Annotated in this window: 15 protein-coding genes; 14 read left to right on the forward strand and 1 reads right to left on the reverse strand. The window is 72.2% G+C overall.

What is annotated here, in order from left to right; all coding sequences use genetic code 11:
• Positions 1-104 precede the first annotated feature (104 nt).
• Positions 105-1,253 carry a sensor histidine kinase gene (locus ACFY15_RS21300; protein WP_390691075.1) on the forward strand — a complete coding sequence of 383 codons (1,149 nt, stop codon included), beginning with the start codon at positions 105-107 and terminating at the stop codon, positions 1,251-1,253.
• A gap of 145 nt (positions 1,254-1,398) precedes the next feature.
• On the opposite strand, the gene ACFY15_RS21305 is transcribed toward ACFY15_RS21300, so the two are convergent.
• On the reverse strand, positions 1,399-2,448 hold the full coding sequence (locus ACFY15_RS21305; RefSeq protein WP_390825934.1) for a rod shape-determining protein: 1,050 nt from the start codon (positions 2,446-2,448) through the stop codon (positions 1,399-1,401).
• A gap of 117 nt (positions 2,449-2,565) precedes the next feature.
• On the opposite strand from ACFY15_RS21305, the gene ACFY15_RS21310 reads away from it, so the two are divergent.
• The 13 genes from ACFY15_RS21310 to ACFY15_RS21370 form a co-directional block, all read left to right on the forward strand.
• Positions 2,566-4,092, forward strand: a complete 1,527-nt coding sequence (locus tag ACFY15_RS21310) for a bifunctional folylpolyglutamate synthase/dihydrofolate synthase (RefSeq protein WP_390691077.1) — start codon at positions 2,566-2,568, stop codon at positions 4,090-4,092.
• 7 nt (positions 4,093-4,099) lie between these two features.
• On the forward strand, positions 4,100-4,450 hold the full coding sequence (locus ACFY15_RS21315; protein WP_366453020.1) for a DUF4233 domain-containing protein: 351 nt from the start codon (positions 4,100-4,102) through the stop codon (positions 4,448-4,450).
• A 64-nt stretch (positions 4,451-4,514) separates the two neighbouring features.
• Positions 4,515-4,925 carry a nucleoside-diphosphate kinase gene (gene ndk / locus ACFY15_RS21320; protein ID WP_361136923.1) on the forward strand — a complete coding sequence of 137 codons (411 nt, stop codon included), beginning with the start codon at positions 4,515-4,517 and terminating at the stop codon, positions 4,923-4,925.
• Between the two features lie 304 nt (positions 4,926-5,229).
• Positions 5,230-6,249 carry a rod shape-determining protein gene (locus ACFY15_RS21325; RefSeq protein ID WP_008738981.1) on the forward strand — a complete coding sequence of 340 codons (1,020 nt, stop codon included), beginning with the start codon at positions 5,230-5,232 and terminating at the stop codon, positions 6,247-6,249.
• Between the two features lie 165 nt (positions 6,250-6,414).
• Positions 6,415-7,362 carry a rod shape-determining protein MreC gene (gene mreC / locus ACFY15_RS21330; protein WP_390691078.1) on the forward strand — a complete coding sequence of 316 codons (948 nt, stop codon included), beginning with the start codon at positions 6,415-6,417 and terminating at the stop codon, positions 7,360-7,362.
• Between the two features lie 12 nt (positions 7,363-7,374).
• Entirely contained in the window at positions 7,375-8,070 is a 696-nt protein-coding gene (mreD, locus tag ACFY15_RS21335) for a rod shape-determining protein MreD (protein ID WP_390691079.1), read from the forward strand.
• 13 nt (positions 8,071-8,083) lie between these two features.
• Positions 8,084-10,258 carry a penicillin-binding protein 2 gene (mrdA, locus tag ACFY15_RS21340; protein WP_390691080.1) on the forward strand — a complete coding sequence of 725 codons (2,175 nt, stop codon included), beginning with the start codon at positions 8,084-8,086 and terminating at the stop codon, positions 10,256-10,258.
• Positions 10,259-10,264: 6 nt separating this feature from the next.
• Positions 10,265-11,464, forward strand: coding sequence for a rod shape-determining protein RodA (gene rodA, locus ACFY15_RS21345; RefSeq protein ID WP_390691081.1), 1,200 nt, complete (start codon positions 10,265-10,267; stop codon positions 11,462-11,464).
• Positions 11,465-11,536: 72 nt separating this feature from the next.
• Positions 11,537-13,102, forward strand: coding sequence for a CHAD domain-containing protein (locus ACFY15_RS21350; RefSeq protein WP_390691082.1), 1,566 nt, complete (start codon positions 11,537-11,539; stop codon positions 13,100-13,102).
• Between the two features lie 72 nt (positions 13,103-13,174).
• The gene (locus tag ACFY15_RS21355; RefSeq protein ID WP_390691083.1) at positions 13,175-15,100 is read left to right on the forward strand and encodes a TIGR03960 family B12-binding radical SAM protein; all 1,926 of its coding nucleotides are present in this window, start codon (positions 13,175-13,177) and stop codon (positions 15,098-15,100) included.
• Positions 15,101-15,216: 116 nt separating this feature from the next.
• On the forward strand, positions 15,217-16,158 hold the full coding sequence (locus tag ACFY15_RS21360; protein WP_390691084.1) for a hypothetical protein: 942 nt from the start codon (positions 15,217-15,219) through the stop codon (positions 16,156-16,158).
• A 109-nt stretch (positions 16,159-16,267) separates the two neighbouring features.
• Positions 16,268-17,047: a TIGR03936 family radical SAM-associated protein gene (locus tag ACFY15_RS21365; protein WP_390691086.1), complete on the forward strand. Its 780-nt coding sequence runs from the start codon at positions 16,268-16,270 to the stop codon at positions 17,045-17,047.
• A 233-nt stretch (positions 17,048-17,280) separates the two neighbouring features.
• Positions 17,281-17,890, forward strand: a 610-nt coding sequence (locus ACFY15_RS21370; protein ID WP_390825935.1) for a hypothetical protein, incomplete at its 3' end; no start/stop codon positions are given.

Below are 17,890 nucleotides of genomic sequence, written 5' to 3' on the forward strand. Positions count from 1 at the left end.
CGTGCCCGGAGGGGACGTCCGGCACCATCCGGAGTGCCGTTTGTCACGTGATATGTCCAGATGGCCGAGCCGGATTCAGGTACGGACCAAGCATGATGGGGGGCATGCACCTGAAGCCCTCCGTCCCGGCGTTGAACCGGGCCGTGGCCTGCGGGCGCCGGCTCGTCGAGGGCTGGGGTGCCTCGCCCCGGGCGCAGGACGCCCTCGTGGCACTGAGCTGCCTGGGCCTGATGGCGCTGGACCTGCCGGGCCTGGCCGCCGCGGACAACTCGCTGACCGGCTGGCAGGCCGGCCTGGTGCTCACGGCAGGCTGCGCGACCCTGCTGGTGCGGCGCCGGACGCCCTGGGCGGCGTACGCCACCGCCCTGCTGTTCATCGGCTGGCTGCACGAGCTGACCCTGATCCAGTTCGCCCTGTACTCCGTCGGCCGCCACCGGGGCCGGCGGGCCGCGGTCCTGGCCACCGCCGGCTACGTGTCCTTCGCGCTCGCCGTGTTCTGCCTGCCGGGCTGGCCCGAACCCAGGGCCGCGACCCTCAGCGCCTTCCTCAGCCTGGTCGTGCCCATCGGGGTCCTCGCCTCCGCCGTCGGGATCGCCGCCTACCGGCACGACCTGGTGCGCGAACTGGAGGCCCGGCACGCCGAGGCGGCGGTGCTGCACGCCGTCCAGCAGGAGCGGACCTCGGTCGCCCGCGACGTCCACGACTTCGTCGGGCGCGAGCTGACCCTGCTGACGGTGCGTTCCGAGGTGCTGTCGATGCGGGCGCGCGAGACCCCGTACGCGAAGGACTTCGAGGAGCTGTCCGACACGGCCCGGCGGGCCCACCTCGTGCTGAACGACATCATCGTGCAGCGCGGGGAACGGGCCGCGACCCCCGGTGTGGAGGGGCTGGAGGCGCTGGCGGAGGAGAGCGGGCGGGCCGGCTCCCCGGTCCGGCTGGCCCTGGACCCGCAGGCGCACGCGCTGTCGCCGCTGCGGCAGGCGGCGGTCTACCGGGTGGTGCAGGAGTGCCTGACGAACGCGGCCAAGCACGCGCAGGGCGAGACCATCGACGTGACGATCCGCACGGACGGCCCGCACCTGAGGATCGCAGTCAGCAACGGCCTGCCGGCCCGCACCCCGGGCCGGGCGCCGGTCTCGGCTGGCTCGGGGACGGCGAGCATGGCCGAGCGCGTCCGCAGCCTGGGCGGGACCCTGACGGCGCGGCGCGGCGAGGACGCGTACGAGGTCGTCGCCACCCTGCCGCGCGGCTGACCCCTGGCGGGGTCCGCGCCGCCCGGGCCCTCGTCGGCCCCGCGCCGGCCCGCCGGCGCCGCGTCAGGCCTTCGCCGGGCCCACCCCGGCCTGTCGGCGCCGCGTCAGGCCTTCGCCGGGCCCGCGCCGGCCTGTCGGCGCCGCGTCAGGCCTTCGCCGGGGACAGCAGGGAGCCCAGGGTGTCCAGGTCCTCCACGCAGCGCCCCGAGCCGAGGGCCACGCAGTCCAGGGGGGCGTCGGCGACGAAGACCGGGATGCCCGTGGCGGAGGCCATGCGCAGGTCCAGGCCGGGCAGCAGCGCGCCGCCGCCGGTGAGGACGATGCCGTGCTCCATGACGTCCCCCGAGAGCTCGGGAGGGCACTCCTCCAGGGTGGCGCGGACGGCCGCGATGACGGCCTCGACCGGCTCGTCCAGGGCGGCCCGCACGTCGGCCGCGGTCAGCTCCAGCGTCTTGGGCATCCCGCCGACCCGCTCCCGGCCGCGCACGGTGGCCGTCCGGGTCTCCAGCTCCGGCCGCTCGGGCACGGGCCAGGCCGAGCCGATGGCCACCTTGACGTCCTCGGCGGTGCGTTCCCCGATGAGCAGGGAGTGCTCCTTGCGCACATGGTCCGTGATCGCGGCGTCGAACCGGTCCCCGCCGATCCGCAGGGACCGCGAGGTGACGATTCCGCCGAGGGAGATGACCGCCACCTCCGAAGTGCCGCCGCCGATGTCCACGACCATCGAGCCGCGCGGCTCGGCCACCGGCAGCCCGGCGCCGATCGCGGCCGCCATCGGCTCCTCGATCAGGTGGACGGACCTGGCGCCCGCCCGGGTGGAGGCGTGGACGATGGCCCGCCGCTCGACCGGGGTGACCCCGGACGGGACGCAGATCACCATCCGGGTGCGCGGCCGCCGGCCGGGGACCGCCTTGCGGACGAAGTGCCGGATCATCTCCTCCGCGGCCTCGTAGTCGCAGATCACCCCGTCCTTCAGGGGGCGGATCGCGGTGATGGAGCCCGGGGTGCGGCCGATGGTCTCCTTGGCCTCCGCGCCGACGGCGAGGGCGGTGGTCGTGCCCGCCTTGACCGCGACCACGGACGGCTCATTGAGGACGATCCCGTGTCCGCGGGCGTAGACGAGGGTGTTCGCGGTCCCCAGGTCGATGCCTATGTCGCGGCTGGAGGCGGTCCTGTCGGTACTGGCCTGCGGCATTTGTTCCCCAATCTCCCGTCCGCAAGGCTTCCATAACGATCCGGTCGCTTTCGCCGTCGAAGGTCCCGAAACGGCCGGGCCGAAAGTCCTCGGGGCCCGCGTCCGTAGACTGGGCCTGTGAGTGAGCAGCAGCCCGAGGGCCAGGACCGCGACCGCGACGGCACGTTCGACGAGTTCGACCAGATAGTGGCGGAAGAAGCCGACCGAGACCCCGACCTGGCGGTGATCGAGGCCGGGAGCCGCACCCTGCGCGCCCAGGCCGGCCCGCCCACGGGCGACCCGGTGCCCTCCCGCCCCGAGGACCCCGAGGTGGCCAAGGCGCTGCAGGAGGTGGAGCAGGAGCTCTCCACCCGCTGGGGCGAGACCAAGCTGGACCCGTCCGTCAGCCGCATCGAGGCGCTGATGGACGTCCTGGGCCAGCCCCAGCGCGCCTACCCGACCATCCACGTCACCGGCACCAACGGCAAGACCAGCACGGCCCGCATGATCGAGGCCCTGCTGAACGCCTTCGAGCTGCGCACCGGCCGCTACACCAGCCCGCACGTCCAGTCCGTCACCGAGCGGATCAGCCTGGACGGCGCCCCGATCACCGCCGAGCGCTTCATCGAGACCTACCACGACATCAAGCCGTACGTGGAGATGGTCGACGCCGCCGAGGACTTCCGGCTGTCCTTCTTCGAGGTCCTCACGGGCATGGCCTACGCGGCCTTCGCGGACGCGCCCGTCGACGCGGCCGTGATCGAGGTCGGCATGGGCGGCACCTGGGACGCCACCAACGTGATCGACGCGTCCGTCGCCGTGATCACCCCGATCAGCCTGGACCACACGGACCGGCTGGGCTCCACGCCCGGCGAGATCGCGGGGGAGAAGGGCGGCATCGTCAAGCAGGGCGCCACCGTCATCCTGGCGCAGCAGCCGGTGGACGCGGCGCAGGTGCTGCTGAAGCGGGCCGTCGAGGTCGACGCGACCGTGGCCCGCGAGGGCATGGAGTTCGGCGTGGTCTCCCGTGAGGTGGCCGTCGGCGGCCAGGTGCTGACCCTGCGCGGGATGGGCGGCGAGTACGACAACATCTTCCTGCCGCTGTACGGCGCCCACATGGCGCACAACGCGGCGGTCGCGCTGGCCGCCGTCGAGGCCTTCTTCGGCGTCGGCGGTCGGCAGGCGCGCGAGCTGGACGTGGACACGGTGCGCCAGGCCTTCGCCTCGGTGACCTCGCCGGGCCGCATGGAGGTCGTGCGCCGCAGCCCGACGGTGATCCTGGACGCCGCGCACAACCCGGCCGGGGCGCAGGTGACCGCGGACGCCGTCACCGAGGCGTTCGGCTTCAGCCGGCTGATCGGCGTGGTGGCCGCGAGCGAGGGCAAGGACGTCAAGGGCGTCTTCGAGGCCTTCGAGCCGATCTTCGCGGAGGTCGTCGTCACCGAGAACACCAGCCACCGGGCCATGGGCGCGGACGAGCTGGCCGCGATCGCGGTCGAGGTCTTCGGCCCCGACCGGGTGCAGGTGGAGCCGCGGCTGGACGACGCCCTGGAGGCGGCCGTCACCCTGGCGGAGGAAGAGGCCGAATACGGAGGGGCCGGTGTCCTCGTGACCGGTTCCGTGATCACGGTGGGCGAGGCGCGCCTGCTGTTCAAGAGGGGCTGAGGGATCGATGCGCACGCTCTGCGCGAGCACGCTGATCGGTGAATTCTTCGTCGTCGGCTTCGCGGGCCTGGTGGCCATGAAGAACCCGGACCTGACCCAGGCCGAGGTGTGGACGGTCTGCGGCGTGACGATGCTGCTGTCGGTGCTGCTGTGCGGGATGCTCTCGCGCCGCGGCGCGGTGGAGCTCGGCTGGGCGCTGCAGATCGGGCTGATCGCGAGCGGTTTCGTGGTCCCGATGATGTTCTTCCTGGGCGCGGTCTTCGCGGGCCTGTGGTGGTGCTCGGTGCACTACGGCCGGCGCATCGACGCGATCAAGGCGAGCTGGGCCGCCCGCCAGGCGGAGGCTGACGCTGCGTGACGGGTCCCCGTGGCGGCCCTGTAGATTCGCCCTACCGCACCCGTATGCCGCAAGGAGTTGGAACATGACCCAGCGCACGCTCGTCATCCTCAAGCCTGACGCCGTCCGCCGTGGCCTGATCGGCGAGATCATCGGCCGGATCGAGCGGAAGGCCGGCTGGACCATTCCGGCGCTGGAGCTGCGCACGCTGGACCAGGAGACCCTGGAGACCCACTACGGCGAGCACAAGGGCAAGCCCTTCTACGAGCCCCTCATGGGCTTCATGGCGAGCGGCCCGGTCGTCGTCCTCGTGGTGGAAGGGGAACGCGTGATCGAGGGTGTCCGCCAGCTGGCCGGACCCACCGACCCGATCGCCGCCGCGCCCGGCTCCATCCGGGGCGACTTCGGGTCCATCACCCGGGAGAACCTGATCCACGCCTCGGATTCCGAGGAGTCCGCGGAGCGCGAGCTGAAGCTGTTCTTCCCCGCCCTCTGAGCGGCCGCGAACACTCCTTTCTGACGCGACATCAGCCGAATAGCGCTCATGACCTGGGGCGACCGAAGTAATTTCGGTCGCCCTTCGGTATGAAAGGCGGCGTCCGGGAACGCATGGACAGGACACGACGTCACCACTAAGGGGGCGGGTGTCCGTTCCGGCGGGATCGCCGGAGTCCCGTCGCGCGATGTCCGTACCTGCGGGACTACGATGGGGCCTCCACCCACACCCACCTCGCCGACCTGACAGCATCCGCTATCAACTGGAAGGCCAGACGCTCCTCATGGGGAACAAGGGGAACAACATGTCGTTCATCGGCCGTGACATGGCGATCGACCTCGGGACCGCCAACACGCTGGTGTACGTGAGGGGCCGGGGAATCGTCCTGAACGAGCCGTCCGTGGTCGCCATCAACACGAACACCGGTGGCATCCTGGCGGTCGGCTCCGAGGCGAAGAAGATGATCGGGCGCACGCCCGGCAACATCGTCGCCGTACGCCCCCTCAAGGACGGCGTGATCGCCGATTTCGAGATCACCGAGCGGATGCTCCGGTACTTCATCCTCAAGATCCACAAGCGTCGCTACCTGGCGCGCCCGCGCGTGGTGGTCTGCGTGCCCTCCGGTATCACCGGAGTGGAGCGCCGCGCCGTCATCGAGGCGTCCACGCAGGCCGGCGCCCGCCAGGTGCACATCATCGAGGAGCCCATGGCCGCCGCCATCGGCTCGGGCCTGCCCGTCCACGAGGCCACCGGCAACATGGTCGTGGACATCGGCGGCGGCACCACCGAGGTCGCCGTCATCTCCCTCGGCGGAATCGTCACCGCCCAGTCCATCCGGGTCGCCGGCGACGAGCTGGACAACGCGATCATCCAGCACATCAAGAAGGAGTACTCGCTCCTCCTCGGTGAGCGCACCGCCGAGCAGATCAAGATCACCATCGGGTCGGCCTACGACCTCGACAAGGACGAGCACACCGAGATCCGCGGCCGCGACCTGGTCTCGGGCCTGCCCAAGACCGTGGTCATCTCCGCTGCCGAGGTGCGCAAGGCCATCGAGGAGCCCGTCAACGCCATCGTCGACGCCGTCAAGACCACCCTCGACAAGTGCCCGCCGGAGCTCTCCGGCGACATCATGGACCGCGGCATCGTGCTCACCGGCGGCGGAGCCCTGCTGCGCGGGCTCGACGAGCGGCTGCGCCGCGAGACGGGCATGCCGATCCACATCGCCGAGGACCCCCTCGACTCCGTGGCCCTCGGCTCCGGCAAGTGCGTCGAGGAGTTCGAAGCCCTCCAGCAGGTGCTGGACGCCCAGCCCCGGCGGTGATCAAATCCCCTGAACGGGGCATGTGGAACACAAGGATCCGCCGTACGGGTGCTGCCGCGCCCGTGCGGCGGATCGTTGATATACAGGCACAGTCCGGTGCAGCCCCGGCTCCGCCGGAACGGTTCCGCCGTACGAGTTTCTACGAGGAAGGCACGGCCGCCGCACGTGAGGGACACACGAGAGAGCCGGCTGCTCCTGGTGCTGCTGATCGCCATCGCGTTCGCGTTGATCACGGTGGACATCAGAGCGGGAGAGGCTTCGCCGGTCGACGGCGCCCGGCGGGCCGCCGCCGCCGTCTTCGGCCCCGTCGAGATGGGCGTCGCGACCGCCGTGGACCCGGTCGCCAACGCCATAGGGGCCGTCCGCGACTCCGACCGGCGCCACAACCGCATCGCGACGCTGGAGCGCGAGAACACCGCGCTGAAGACCAGGCTCGGCAGCGACGAGCGGACCCGCAGCCGTATCCACGAGCTGGACGAGATGCTCAAGCGGGCCGGAGCCGGCCAGTACGGCATCAAGGGCGCGGAGGTCATCGGGATAGGAGCGGCCCAGGGCTTCTCCTGGACCGTCACCATCGACGCGGGCAGCAAGGACGGCATCGAACGGGACATGACCGTCCTCAACGGGGACGGACTCGTCGGGCGCATCGCCACCGTCGGCCCCGACACCTCCACCGTGGTCCTCGCCAACGACCCCGGCTTCACCGTCGGCACCCGGCTGGAGAAGACCGGCGAACTCGGCTTCGCCACCGGCCAGGGCGACCGCGCCCTCTCCGTCCAGATGCTCAACGGCCGCGCCAAGATCAACCCCGGCGACCGGCTCGTCACCTTCGGCTCCCGCGCCAACAAGCCCTTCGTCCCCGGAGTCCCGATCGGCGAGGTCGTCAAGGTCGACCCCTCGCACGGCGACCTGACCCGCACCGTCTGGGTCCGGCCCTTCGTCGGCTTCTCCCGCCTCGACATCGTCGGCGTCGTCGTCATGCCCCCGCGTGAGGACCCCCGTGACGCCGTCCTGCCCCCCAAGCCCGAGCCGCCCAAGCCCACCCCGACGGTCACCGTCACGGTCACCCCGTCGCCCTCCGCCAACGTCTCCGGCAAGCCGGCCGACGAGTAGGAGCTGACCGCCATGCGCATCAACCGGATCCTGCTCGCGGGCTCGCTCGTCTCCGTCGCGCTCGTCCTCCAGGTCACCGTCCTCGGACGGCTCCAGCTGCCCGGAGCCGTCCCCGACCTCGTCCTGCTGACCGTCGTCGCCCTCGCCCTGGTCTACGGGCACGTCAGCGGGGCCCTCATCGGCTTCACCGCCGGCCTGCTCACCGACCTCGCCCCGCCCGCCGACCACGCCGCCGGACGGTACGCCCTCGTCCTGTGCGTCATCGGCTACCTCGTGGGCCTCGTCCGCCCCGACAACGGCCGCTTCCGCTCCGCCTGGGGGCCGATGCTGACGGTGCTCGCCGCCGCGGTCGTCTCCACCCTCCTCTACGCGGGCGTCGGCGCCCTCGTCGGCGACACCGCCGCCCGCCACGTGGGCCTGGTCGGGCTGCTGTTCACCGCGACCCTCTACGACCTGCTGCTCGCGCCGTTCACCGTGCCGTTCATCATGGCCCTGGCCCGCCGCGCCGAGAACGACCCGATGGCCGTCGAGGCCAACGGTGGCCCGCCGCAGGGCAAGGACGTCGCCTCCGGCTGGCTGGCCGGCGGCACCGGCCTGCGCATCGGCAGCCAGCGCGGCGGCCTGCGGATGATGACCGCGCGCGGCCGCGCCAACCGGGCCGGCCGCATAAAGGGCCTCAAGGGCGTGAAGAGCGTCAGGAAGCTGTGACGGGGGAGCAGTAGTGACCAACATTCCGGAGACCGGCCGCACCCCCCGGGTGCAGATCCGGCTCGTCATCCTCCAGGTGCTCGTCTTCTCGCTGCTGCTCACCCTCGGCGGGCGGCTGTGGTACCTCCAGATCCGCAACGGCGCCGAGTACTCGAACGAGGCCAAGAACAACCACGTCCAGCAGGTGGTCCAGCCCGCCGTGCGCGGCTCCATCCTCGACGCCCGCGGCATCCCGCTCGCCGACAACGAGACCCGCCTCGTCGTCTCCGCCAGCCGCACCGAGCTGATGAAGATAAAGGACAAGGGCAAAGGCGTCCTGACCCGGCTCGCCGGGGTGCTGGACATGAAGCCGCAGGACGTCATGGACAAGGTCCGGCTCTGCGACTCCAAGACCCCCCAGCCCTGCTGGAACGGGTCCCCCTACCAGCCGATCCCGGTCACCCTGGAGGCCACCACCCAGCAGGCCCTCCAGATCCGCGAACGCCCCGAGGACTTCCCCGGCATCACCGCCGAGCCCACCGCCGTACGCCGCTACCCGGCCCCCGGCGGAGCCAACACCGGCCAGGTCCTCGGCTACCTCTCCCCGGTCACCGACGACGAGATCATCAAGGCCAAGAAGACCAACTCGCCGTTCCTGCGCTCCGACCAGGTCGGCCGCTTCGGCCTGGAACGCACCTACGACAAGCAGCTGCGCGGCAAGTCCGGCGTCACCCGCTACGAGGTCGACAACCTCGGCCGCGTCATCGGAGAGGCCGAGAACGACCCCGCGATCCCCGGCGCCCACCTCGTCACCAGCATCGACGCCCGCGTCCAGGGCGTCGCCGAGTACGAGCTCAACGCCGCCATGGTCGAGGCCCGCAAGCAGGTCGACCGCAACACCGGCGTCCCCTACAAGGCCGACGCCGGAGCCGTCGTCGTCCTCGAATCCAAGACCGGCCGCGTCGTCGCCATGGCCTCCAACCCCACCTACGACCCCAACGTCTGGGTCGGCGGGATCTCCGCCAAGGACTACGCCAAGCTCACCGCCAAGGAATCCAACGTCCCCCTGATGAACCGGGCCATCCAGGGCCAGGCCGCCCCCGGCTCCATCTTCAAGGTCATCCCCACCACCGCGGCCGTCAACGCCGGATACCCGTTCGACGGCAGCTACCCCTGCCCCAGCTCCTACTCCATCGGTGGACAGGTCTTCAAGAACTTCGAGTCCCAGGGCCACGGCAGCATCACCCTCGGCCAGGCCCTCGAAGTCTCCTGCGACACCGTCTTCTACGCCCTCGGCCACCAGCAGTGGCTCAAGGACGGCGGACTCCACCCGGTCAAGAACCCGGCGGAGATCTTCTACAAGACCGCCCACCAGTTCGGCCTCGGCGCCGAGACCCACGTCGACCTCCCCGGCGAGGAGAAGGGCCGCGTCCCCGACCGCGCTTGGAAGCAGCGGTTCTGGGAGGCCAACAAGGACCAGTGGTGCAAGACCGGCAAGAAGGGCGGCACCTACGTCGAGCTGCTCTCCTACGAGAACTGCCTCGAAGGCAACCTCATGCGCGCCGGTGACGCCGTCAACTACTCCATCGGCCAGGGCGACACCCTCGTCACCCCCATCCAGATGGCCACCATCTACGCGGCCATCTCCAACGGCGGCACCCTGTGGAACCCGACCATCGGCAAGGCGGTCGTCAGCGCCGACGGCAAGAAGGTCGAGGAGATCAAGCCGCAGGCCCACGGCAAGCTCCCCATGGACGAGAAGACCCGGCAGCAGATAAGCGATGCACTGGAGGGTGTCGCCACCCGCGGCACCGCCGCCTGGCGCTTCGGCGGCTGGCCGCAGAAGCAGATCCCCATGCACGCCAAGACCGGCACCGCCGAGGTCTACGGCAAGCAGACGACCTCCTGGTTCGCCACCTACACCGACGACTACACCATCGTCATGACGATCTCCCAGGGCGGTACCGGCTCCGGCGCCTCCGGCCCCGCCGTGCGCAACATCTACAACGCCATCTACGGCCTCGACATGGCCGGCAAGCAGGACACCTCCAAGGCCCTGCTGCTCAAGCCCGAGGCCGGCCTGCCCGCCATCCAGCCGGACGGCTCCATCGACGCCCCCGAGATCCGGCCCTACGTGCCGCCGTCCCCCGAGGACGCACCGCCCGCCCTCGCCGGCCCGCCGGCCCCGCCCGCGCACAAGCAGGACTGAGGCCCGATGCAGACCGCCAACAAGTTCTCCGTCTCCCGGTACGCGCCCCAGCCCGGACCCGTCGCCCGGCTGACCGCCCGGGACTCGGTACTGCGCCGGCTCGACTGGCCGATCCTCCTGTCCGCCCTCGCCCTGTCCTTCCTCGGCGCCCTCCTGGTGTGGTCGGCCACCCGCAACCGCACCACGCTCAACCAGGGGGACCCGTACTACTTCCTGACCCGGCACGCCATGAACACCGGCATCGGCCTCGTGCTGATGATCGGCACGGTCTGGCTCGGCCACCGCACCCTGCGCGGAGCCGTACCGATCCTCTACGGGCTCTCCCTGGTCCTGGTCGTGGCCGTGCTCACCCCGCTCGGCTCCACCATCAACGGCGCCCATGCCTGGATCGTCATCGGCGGCGGCTTCTCGCTCCAGCCCGGCGAGTTCGTCAAGATCACCATCATCCTGGGCATGGCCATGCTGCTGGCCACCCGGGTCGACGCCGGCGACCTCGAACACCCCGACCACCGCACCGTGGTGAAGGCCCTGTGCCTGGCCGCCGCCCCCATGGGCATCGTCATGCTGATGCCCGACCTCGGCTCGGTCATGGTCATGGTCGTCATCGTGCTCGGCGTCCTGCTCGCCTCCGGCGCCTCCAACCGCTGGGTCGTCGGCCTGCTCGCCTCCGGCGCCGCCGGAGCCGTCCTGATCTGGCAGCTCGGCGTCCTCGACGAGTACCAGATCAACCGCTTCGCCGCCTTCGCCAACCCCGAGCTCGACCCCGCCGGCGTCGGCTACAACACCAACCAGGCGCGCATCGCCATCGGCTCCGGCGGTCTCCTCGGCTCCGGGCTCTTCAAGGGCTCACAGACCACCGGCCAGTTCGTCCCCGAACAGCAGACCGACTTCGTCTTCACGGTCGCGGGCGAGGAACTCGGATTCGTCGGAGCCGGACTGATCCTGGTCCTCCTCGGCATCATCCTCTGGCGGGCCTGCGTGATCGCCCGCGAGACCACCGAGCTCTACGGCACGATCGTCTGCGCCGGGATCATCGCCTGGTTCGCCTTCCAGGCCTTCGAGAACATCGGGATGACCCTCGGCATCATGCCGGTCGCGGGCCTGCCCCTGCCCTTCGTCTCCTACGGAGGCTCCTCGATGTTCGCCGTCTGGGTGGCCGTCGGACTGCTCCAGTCGATAAGGGTGCAGCGGCCGATGTCGGCCTGAACCCCGGGGGCGGTGGGCGGGGCCGGTGCCCGCCGCCCGCCGCCGCCCCCGATTCGGCGCTAGATTCGATGCATGGCGGACACCCAGCGCGAGATCGAGCGGAAATTCGAGTTCACGGGGGACCGGGGAAAGGCGCGCGCCGACGGGAAGCCGCCCCGCGAGACGGACGACGCCCGGCGCCGGGTGCCCGACCTGACCGGAACCGCCGGGATCACCGCCGTCCGCGACCGGGGCACCGCCCAGCTCGACGCCGTCTACTACGACACCCCCGAACGGGCCCTCGCCGCCGACGGCCTCACCCTGCGCCGCCGCACCGGCGGCGACGACGCCGGCTGGCACCTCAAACTCCCCGTCGCCCCCGGCGTCCGCGACGAGGTTCGCGCCCCCCTCTCCGACACCCTCCCGCCCGACCTCGTCGCCCTCGTCCGCTCCCGGACCCGGCGCTCCCGCCTCGAACCCCAGGTCCGGCTGCGCTCCGAACGCCACACCCGCGACCTCCTCGACGCCGACGGGCACCTCCTCGCACAGCTGTGCACCGACTCCGTCCGCGCCGAACGCGGCCGGGCCGCCACCGCCTGGACCGAAGTCGAGGTGGAACTCGCCGACGACGGCGCCCCCGCCCTCCTCGACGCCGTCCAGGAACGCTTCGCCGCGGCCGGCCTGAGCCCCTCCGACGCCCCCTCGAAACTCGCCCGCGCCCTCGACCTCACCGGAGCCGCCCCGCCGCCCGGCCGCCCCGCCCCCGGACCCGCCGACGGGACGGCCGGCGCGCACGTCCTGGCGTACCTGCGCGAACAGCGCGACACCCTCGTCGCACAGGACCCCGCTGTACGCCGCGACCTGCCCGACTCCGTCCACCAGATGCGCGTCGCCACCCGCCGCCTGCGCAGCGCCTTCGCCACCTACCGCAAGGTCCTCGACCGCACCGCCACCGACCCCCTCCGCGAGGAGCTGCGCTGGCTCGCCGCCGAACTCGGTGCCGACCGCGACCGCGAAGTCCTCCTCGAACGCCTGCGCAGCCGCCTCGCGGAGCTTCCGCCCGCCCTGCGCCCCGGCCCCGTCCGCGACCGGCTGCGCGCCTGGAACACCACCCGCCGGGCCCGCACCCGCCGCCGCGCCGTCGCCGCCCTCGACGACGACCGCTACCTCGCCCTCCTCGACTCCCTCGACGCCCTCCTCGACGCCCCGCCCCTGCGCCCCGCCGCCGCCCGCCCCGCCGCCAAGCTCCTGCGCAAGGCCGTCCTGCGCGACTGGGACCGGCTCGCCGACCGCGTCACCGCCGCCCTCGACCTGGAGCCGGGCGAGGGGCGCGACCGGGCCCTGCACGAGGCCCGCAAGGCCGCCAAACGTGCCCGCTACGCCGCCGAGGCGGCCGCCCCCGCCCTCGGCAAGCCCGCCCGGCGCCTGGCCAAGGCCGCCAAGTCGGTGCAGACCCTGCTCGGCGAGCACCAGGACGGGGTCGTGGCCCGCGAGGCCCTGCTCGGCCTCGGCTCCCAGGCCGCCGACGCGGGGGAGTCCGCCTTCGCCTGGGGCCTGCTCCACGGCCGGGAGGAAGCCCGCTCCGCCCGCCTGGAACACCGTCTCCCGGCCGTCTGGGCCAAGGCCGCGTCCCGCAGGTCGCGGGCGGCCGCGAAGTGATCATGTGGAGAAGGGGAGCCGGGCCTCAAGGTACGCTTGAGAGTCGCCCCCTGCCCGCTTCACGAAAGTCGCGTGATGTCCGAGTCGGTCTTCCCACAGCTCGAAGCTCTGCTCCCGCATGTGCAGAAGCCCATCCAGTACGTCGGCGGTGAACTGAACTCCACCGTCAAGGACTGGGACGCGTGTGACGTCCGATGGGCGCTCATGTACCCCGACGCGTACGAGGTGGGTCTGCCCAACCAGGGCGTCATGATCCTGTACGAGGTACTGAACGAGCGCGAGGGCGTCCTGGCCGAGCGCACCTACTCGGTGTGGCCGGACCTGGAAGCCCTGATGCGCGAGCACAAGGTGCCGCAGTTCACGGTCGACAGCCACCGCCCGGTCTCCGCCTTCGACGTGTTCGGCCTGTCCTTCTCCACGGAGCTGGGCTACACCAACATGCTCACGGCCCTCGACCTCGCGGGTATCCCGCTGGAGGCCAGGAACCGCACCGTCGACCACCCCATCGTCCTCGCGGGCGGCCACGCGGCCTTCAACCCCGAGCCGATCGCGGAGTTCATCGACGCGGCCGTCATCGGCGACGGCGAGCAGGCCGTCCTCGACATGACCGAGATCATCCGCACCTGGAAGGCCGAAGGCCGTCCGGGCGGCCGCGAGGAGGTCCTGCTCCGCCTCGCGAAGACCGGAAACATCTACGTCCCGGGCTTCTACGACGTGGAGTACCTGGAGGACGGCCGTATCGGCCGTATCGTCCCGAACCGCTCCGGCGTGCCGTGGCGGGTCTCCAAGCACACCGTCATGGACCTCGACGAGTGGCCCTACCCCAAGCAGCCGCTGGTCCCGCTCGCCGAGACCGTCCACGAGCGGATGTCCGTCGAGATCTTCCGCGGCTGCACCCGCGGCTGCCGTTTCTGCCAGGCCGGCATGATCACGCGCCCCGTGCGGGAGCGAAGCATCACCGGCATCGGCGAGATGGTCGAGAAGGGCCTGAAGGCCACCGGCTTCGAAGAGGTCGGCCTGCTCTCCCTCTCCTCCGCGGACCACACCGAGATCGCGGACATCGCCAAGGGCCTCGCGGACCGCTACACGGACGACAAGATCGGCCTCTCGCTGCCCTCCACCCGCGTCGACGCCTTCAACGTGGACCTGGCCAACGAGCTGACCCGCAACGGTCGCCGCTCCGGCCTCACCTTCGCCCCCGAGGGCGGCTCCGAGCGCATGCGCAAGGTCATCAACAAGATGGTGTCGGAGGAGGACCTGATCCGCACCGTCGCCACCGCCTACGGCAACGGCTGGCGCCAGGTGAAGCTGTACTTCATGTGCGGCCTGCCGACGGAGACCGACGAGGACGTCCTCCAGATCGCCGACATGGCGATCAACGTCATCGCCAAGGGCCGCGAGGTCTCGGGCCAGAACGACATCCGCTGCACGGTGTCGATCGGCGGTTTCGTCCCGAAGCCGCACACCCCGTTCCAGTGGGCCCCCCAGCTCTCCGCCGAGGAGACGGACGCCCGCCTGGCGAAGCTGCGCGACAAGATCCGCGGCGACAAGAAGTACGGCCGCTCCATCGGCTTCCGCTACCACGACGGCAAGCCGGGCATCGTCGAGGGCCTGCTCTCGCGCGGCGACCGCCGCATCGGCGACGTCATCCGCGCCGTCTACGAGGACGGCGGCCGCTTCGACGGCTGGCGCGAGCACTTCTCGTACGACCGCTGGATGCAGGCGGCGGAGAAGACCCTGCCGGCGTACGGCGTGGACGTGGCCTGGTACACCACCCGCGAGCGCACGTACGAGGAGGTCCTCCCCTGGGACCACCTGGACTCCGGCCTGGACAAGGACTGGCTGTGGGAGGACTGGCAGGACGCCCTCGACGAGACCGAGGTCGAGGACTGCCGCTGGACCCCGTGCTTCGACTGCGGTGTGTGTCCTCAGATGCAGACCAGTATCCAGATCGGACCCACGGGCAAGAAGCTGCTGCCGCTGTCGGTCGTGAAGTGATCTGACGTCCGCCCCGTGTGCCCCTCACCGGTTTCGGTGAGGGGCACACGTGCGTGAGCACCGCATTCGCCGGGGAGCGGCGCAACGGCCCGCCGGGTTCTGGTGTCCTTAGCGGCATGGAAATCGAGAAGCCGCAGGCCCCGCTGGGTGGGGACGGGTGTCTGGCGGGGGTCGTCAGGGTTCCCGTGAAGGTCGTGGCCGTGCTGGTGGTGCTGCCCGTGCGGGTGGTGTGGGACCTGGTCGCGGCCTGTGCGCGGGGGCTGGGCCGGCACGTGCTCGCGCCGTTGGGGAACGGCCTCGGGTGGCTGTTCGTACGGCTGTGGCGGTACGTGCTGCGGCCGCTGGGGGCGGCCGTCTTCTACTGGCCCTGGGTCGGGCTGTGGCGGTACGCCGTCGCCCCGGCCGGGGGTGCGCTGTACCGGTACGTGCTGCGGCCCCTCGGGCTGGGGGCCGCCTGGCTGGTGCTCGGGTTCGGGCGGTACGTGCTCGCCCCGGTGGGGACCGGGCTCGGGTGGGTGCTGCGGGACCTCCTCGCGCCGCCGCTGGCCTGGACGTACCGGCGGGTGCTGACCCCGCTCGGGCACGGGGTGCGGTGGCTGGTCCGGGGCGTCTGCCTGCTGGTGTTCGTCTGGCCCTGGGTGGGGCTGTGGCGGTACGGCGCCGTGCCGCTCGGGCGCGGGGCCGGCTGGGTGCTGGTCCACGTGGTCGTCCCGCCGGCCGTCTTCCTCGGGCGGCACGTCCTCGTGCCCGCCTGGCACCTCGCCGGACGGATCACCGCCGCCCTCGGGCGCGGACTGCGTTGGCTGTGGCGCGGCTGCGTCGCCCGGCCCGCCGCCTGGGTCCACCGGCAGGTGGCCACCCCGGTCGGACACGCCCTGCGCCAGGTGTGGCGCACCTCCCGCGCCGCGGTGCGGGAGGCGCGGGCCGAGGTGCGGCGGGCGCTCTTCGGCGGGCCCGCCCGGGAACCGGCGAGGTCACGGGCGCGTACTCTGGGTAGTACGACAGCCGCCGACGCGGCACCCGCTGCCGAGATCTCCCTGCCCCACCGGCGGAGGTGAGCCGGACGGGTCGACAGACCTCAGGGCGGCGCGCGAGCCGCGACGCCCCGCACAAGGAGAAGAACCACTGGGCAAGCGACAGCCCGAAGGCCCGCCCCCCGCACCGGTGGTGCAGCGCATCCGACTGCGCTACACCAAGCGCGGCCGCCTCCGGTTCACCAGCCACCGAGACTTCCAGCGCGCCTTCGAGCGCGCCCTGCGCCGCGCCGAGGTGCCCATGGCGTACTCGGCCGGCTTCACCCCGCACCCCCGGGTCTCGTACGCGAACGCCGCGCCGACCGGCACCGGCAGCGAGGCCGAGTACCTGGAGATCGCCCTCGCCGCGCCGCGCGACCCCGAGACGCTGCGCAAGCTGCTCGACGAGTCGATGCCGCTCGGCCTGGACATCGTCGACGCCGTCGAGGCCCGTACCTCCGGGCTCGCGGACCGGCTGACGGCCTCCGTCTGGGAGCTGCGCCTGGAGGGCGTGGAACCCGCCGAGGCCCAGCGTGCGGTGGAGGTGTTCCTCGCCGCCGAGACGGTGGAGGTGCAGCGCCGCACCAAGAACGGGATGCGGACCTTCGACACCCGCGGCGCGGTCGTCAGCCTGGAGGCGCTTCCTGCCCAGGTTGATAGGCCGCTGGACAATGCCTGTGCGATACTGCGGCTGGTTGTTCGGCATTTGACACCTGCCGTGCGACCCGACGACGTCCTGTCCGGTCTTCACGCTGTGGCCGACCTGGCGCCGCCGGTCCCCGCTGCGGTGACCAGGCTGGCGCAGGGGCTCTTCGACGAGGAGTCCGGCACGGTGACCGACCCGCTCGCGCCCGACCGCGAGGCTGTCACGGCCGCCCCACCCACGGCCGCCGTGAACGCCGACGCGAAGGCGCCGGAAGGTCCCGCCGCGTAGGGATCGTCGTCGTCGCGCCGCCCTGGCACTCGGGAGCCACCTGGGTCGGGCAGCGCACAGACCTGAAGACTTCCGCCAGGCCGTACGACAAGACGTACGGAACCGGCGGCCATGGACTACAGCTCCCGTGTGGCGAACGCGCCCCGGAGGCCGGCTCCGCGCATCTCGTGCGGAGCCGTGCCGGACCGGATGTCAGCCGCGGCGCCCGGGAGCGTGACGGGAGAACCGCCCGCATGCTCGAGAACGAGAACGAGAACACCCCCGCCGACAACGGCAGCCCCAGCGACAACCTGCCCCCGCGCAGGCGTCGTCGCGCGGCTTCCCGGCCGGCGGGCCCGCCCGGCGGTGCCGCCGCCGAGGCGCCCGCCGCCGAGGCCGCCGCCGCGCCCGCCGTGGCCGAGGAGGAGGCTCCGGCCGCTCCGGCTCCGCGTGCCCGTCGCCGTGCGACCCGTGCCGTGGCCGCTCCGGCCGCCGTTGCCGCCGAGCCGGCCGAGGCCGTGGCCGAGCCGGCGCCCGCCGTGACGGAGGAGGCTCCGGCCGCTCCCGCCCCGCGTGCCCGCCGCCGTGCCACCCGTGCCGTCGCTGCCCCCGAGGCGCCCGCCGCCGAGGCCGCCGCCGCGCCCGCCGTGGCCGAGGAGGAGGCTCCGGCCGCTCCGGCTCCGCGTGCCCGCCGCCGTGCCACCCGTGCCGTGGCCGCTCCGGCCGCCGCTGCCGCCGAGCCGGCCGAGGCCGTCGTGGAGGCCGCCCCCGCGCCCGCCGTGGCCGAGGAGGAGGCTCCGGCCGCTCCGGCTCCGCGTGCCCGCCGCCGTGCCACCCGTGCCGTGGCCGCTCCGGCCGCCGCTG

Origin of the sequence: Streptomyces sp. NPDC001373, from assembly GCF_042895815.1 — a bacterium.
GTDB lineage: Bacteria > Actinomycetota > Actinomycetes > Streptomycetales > Streptomycetaceae > Streptomyces.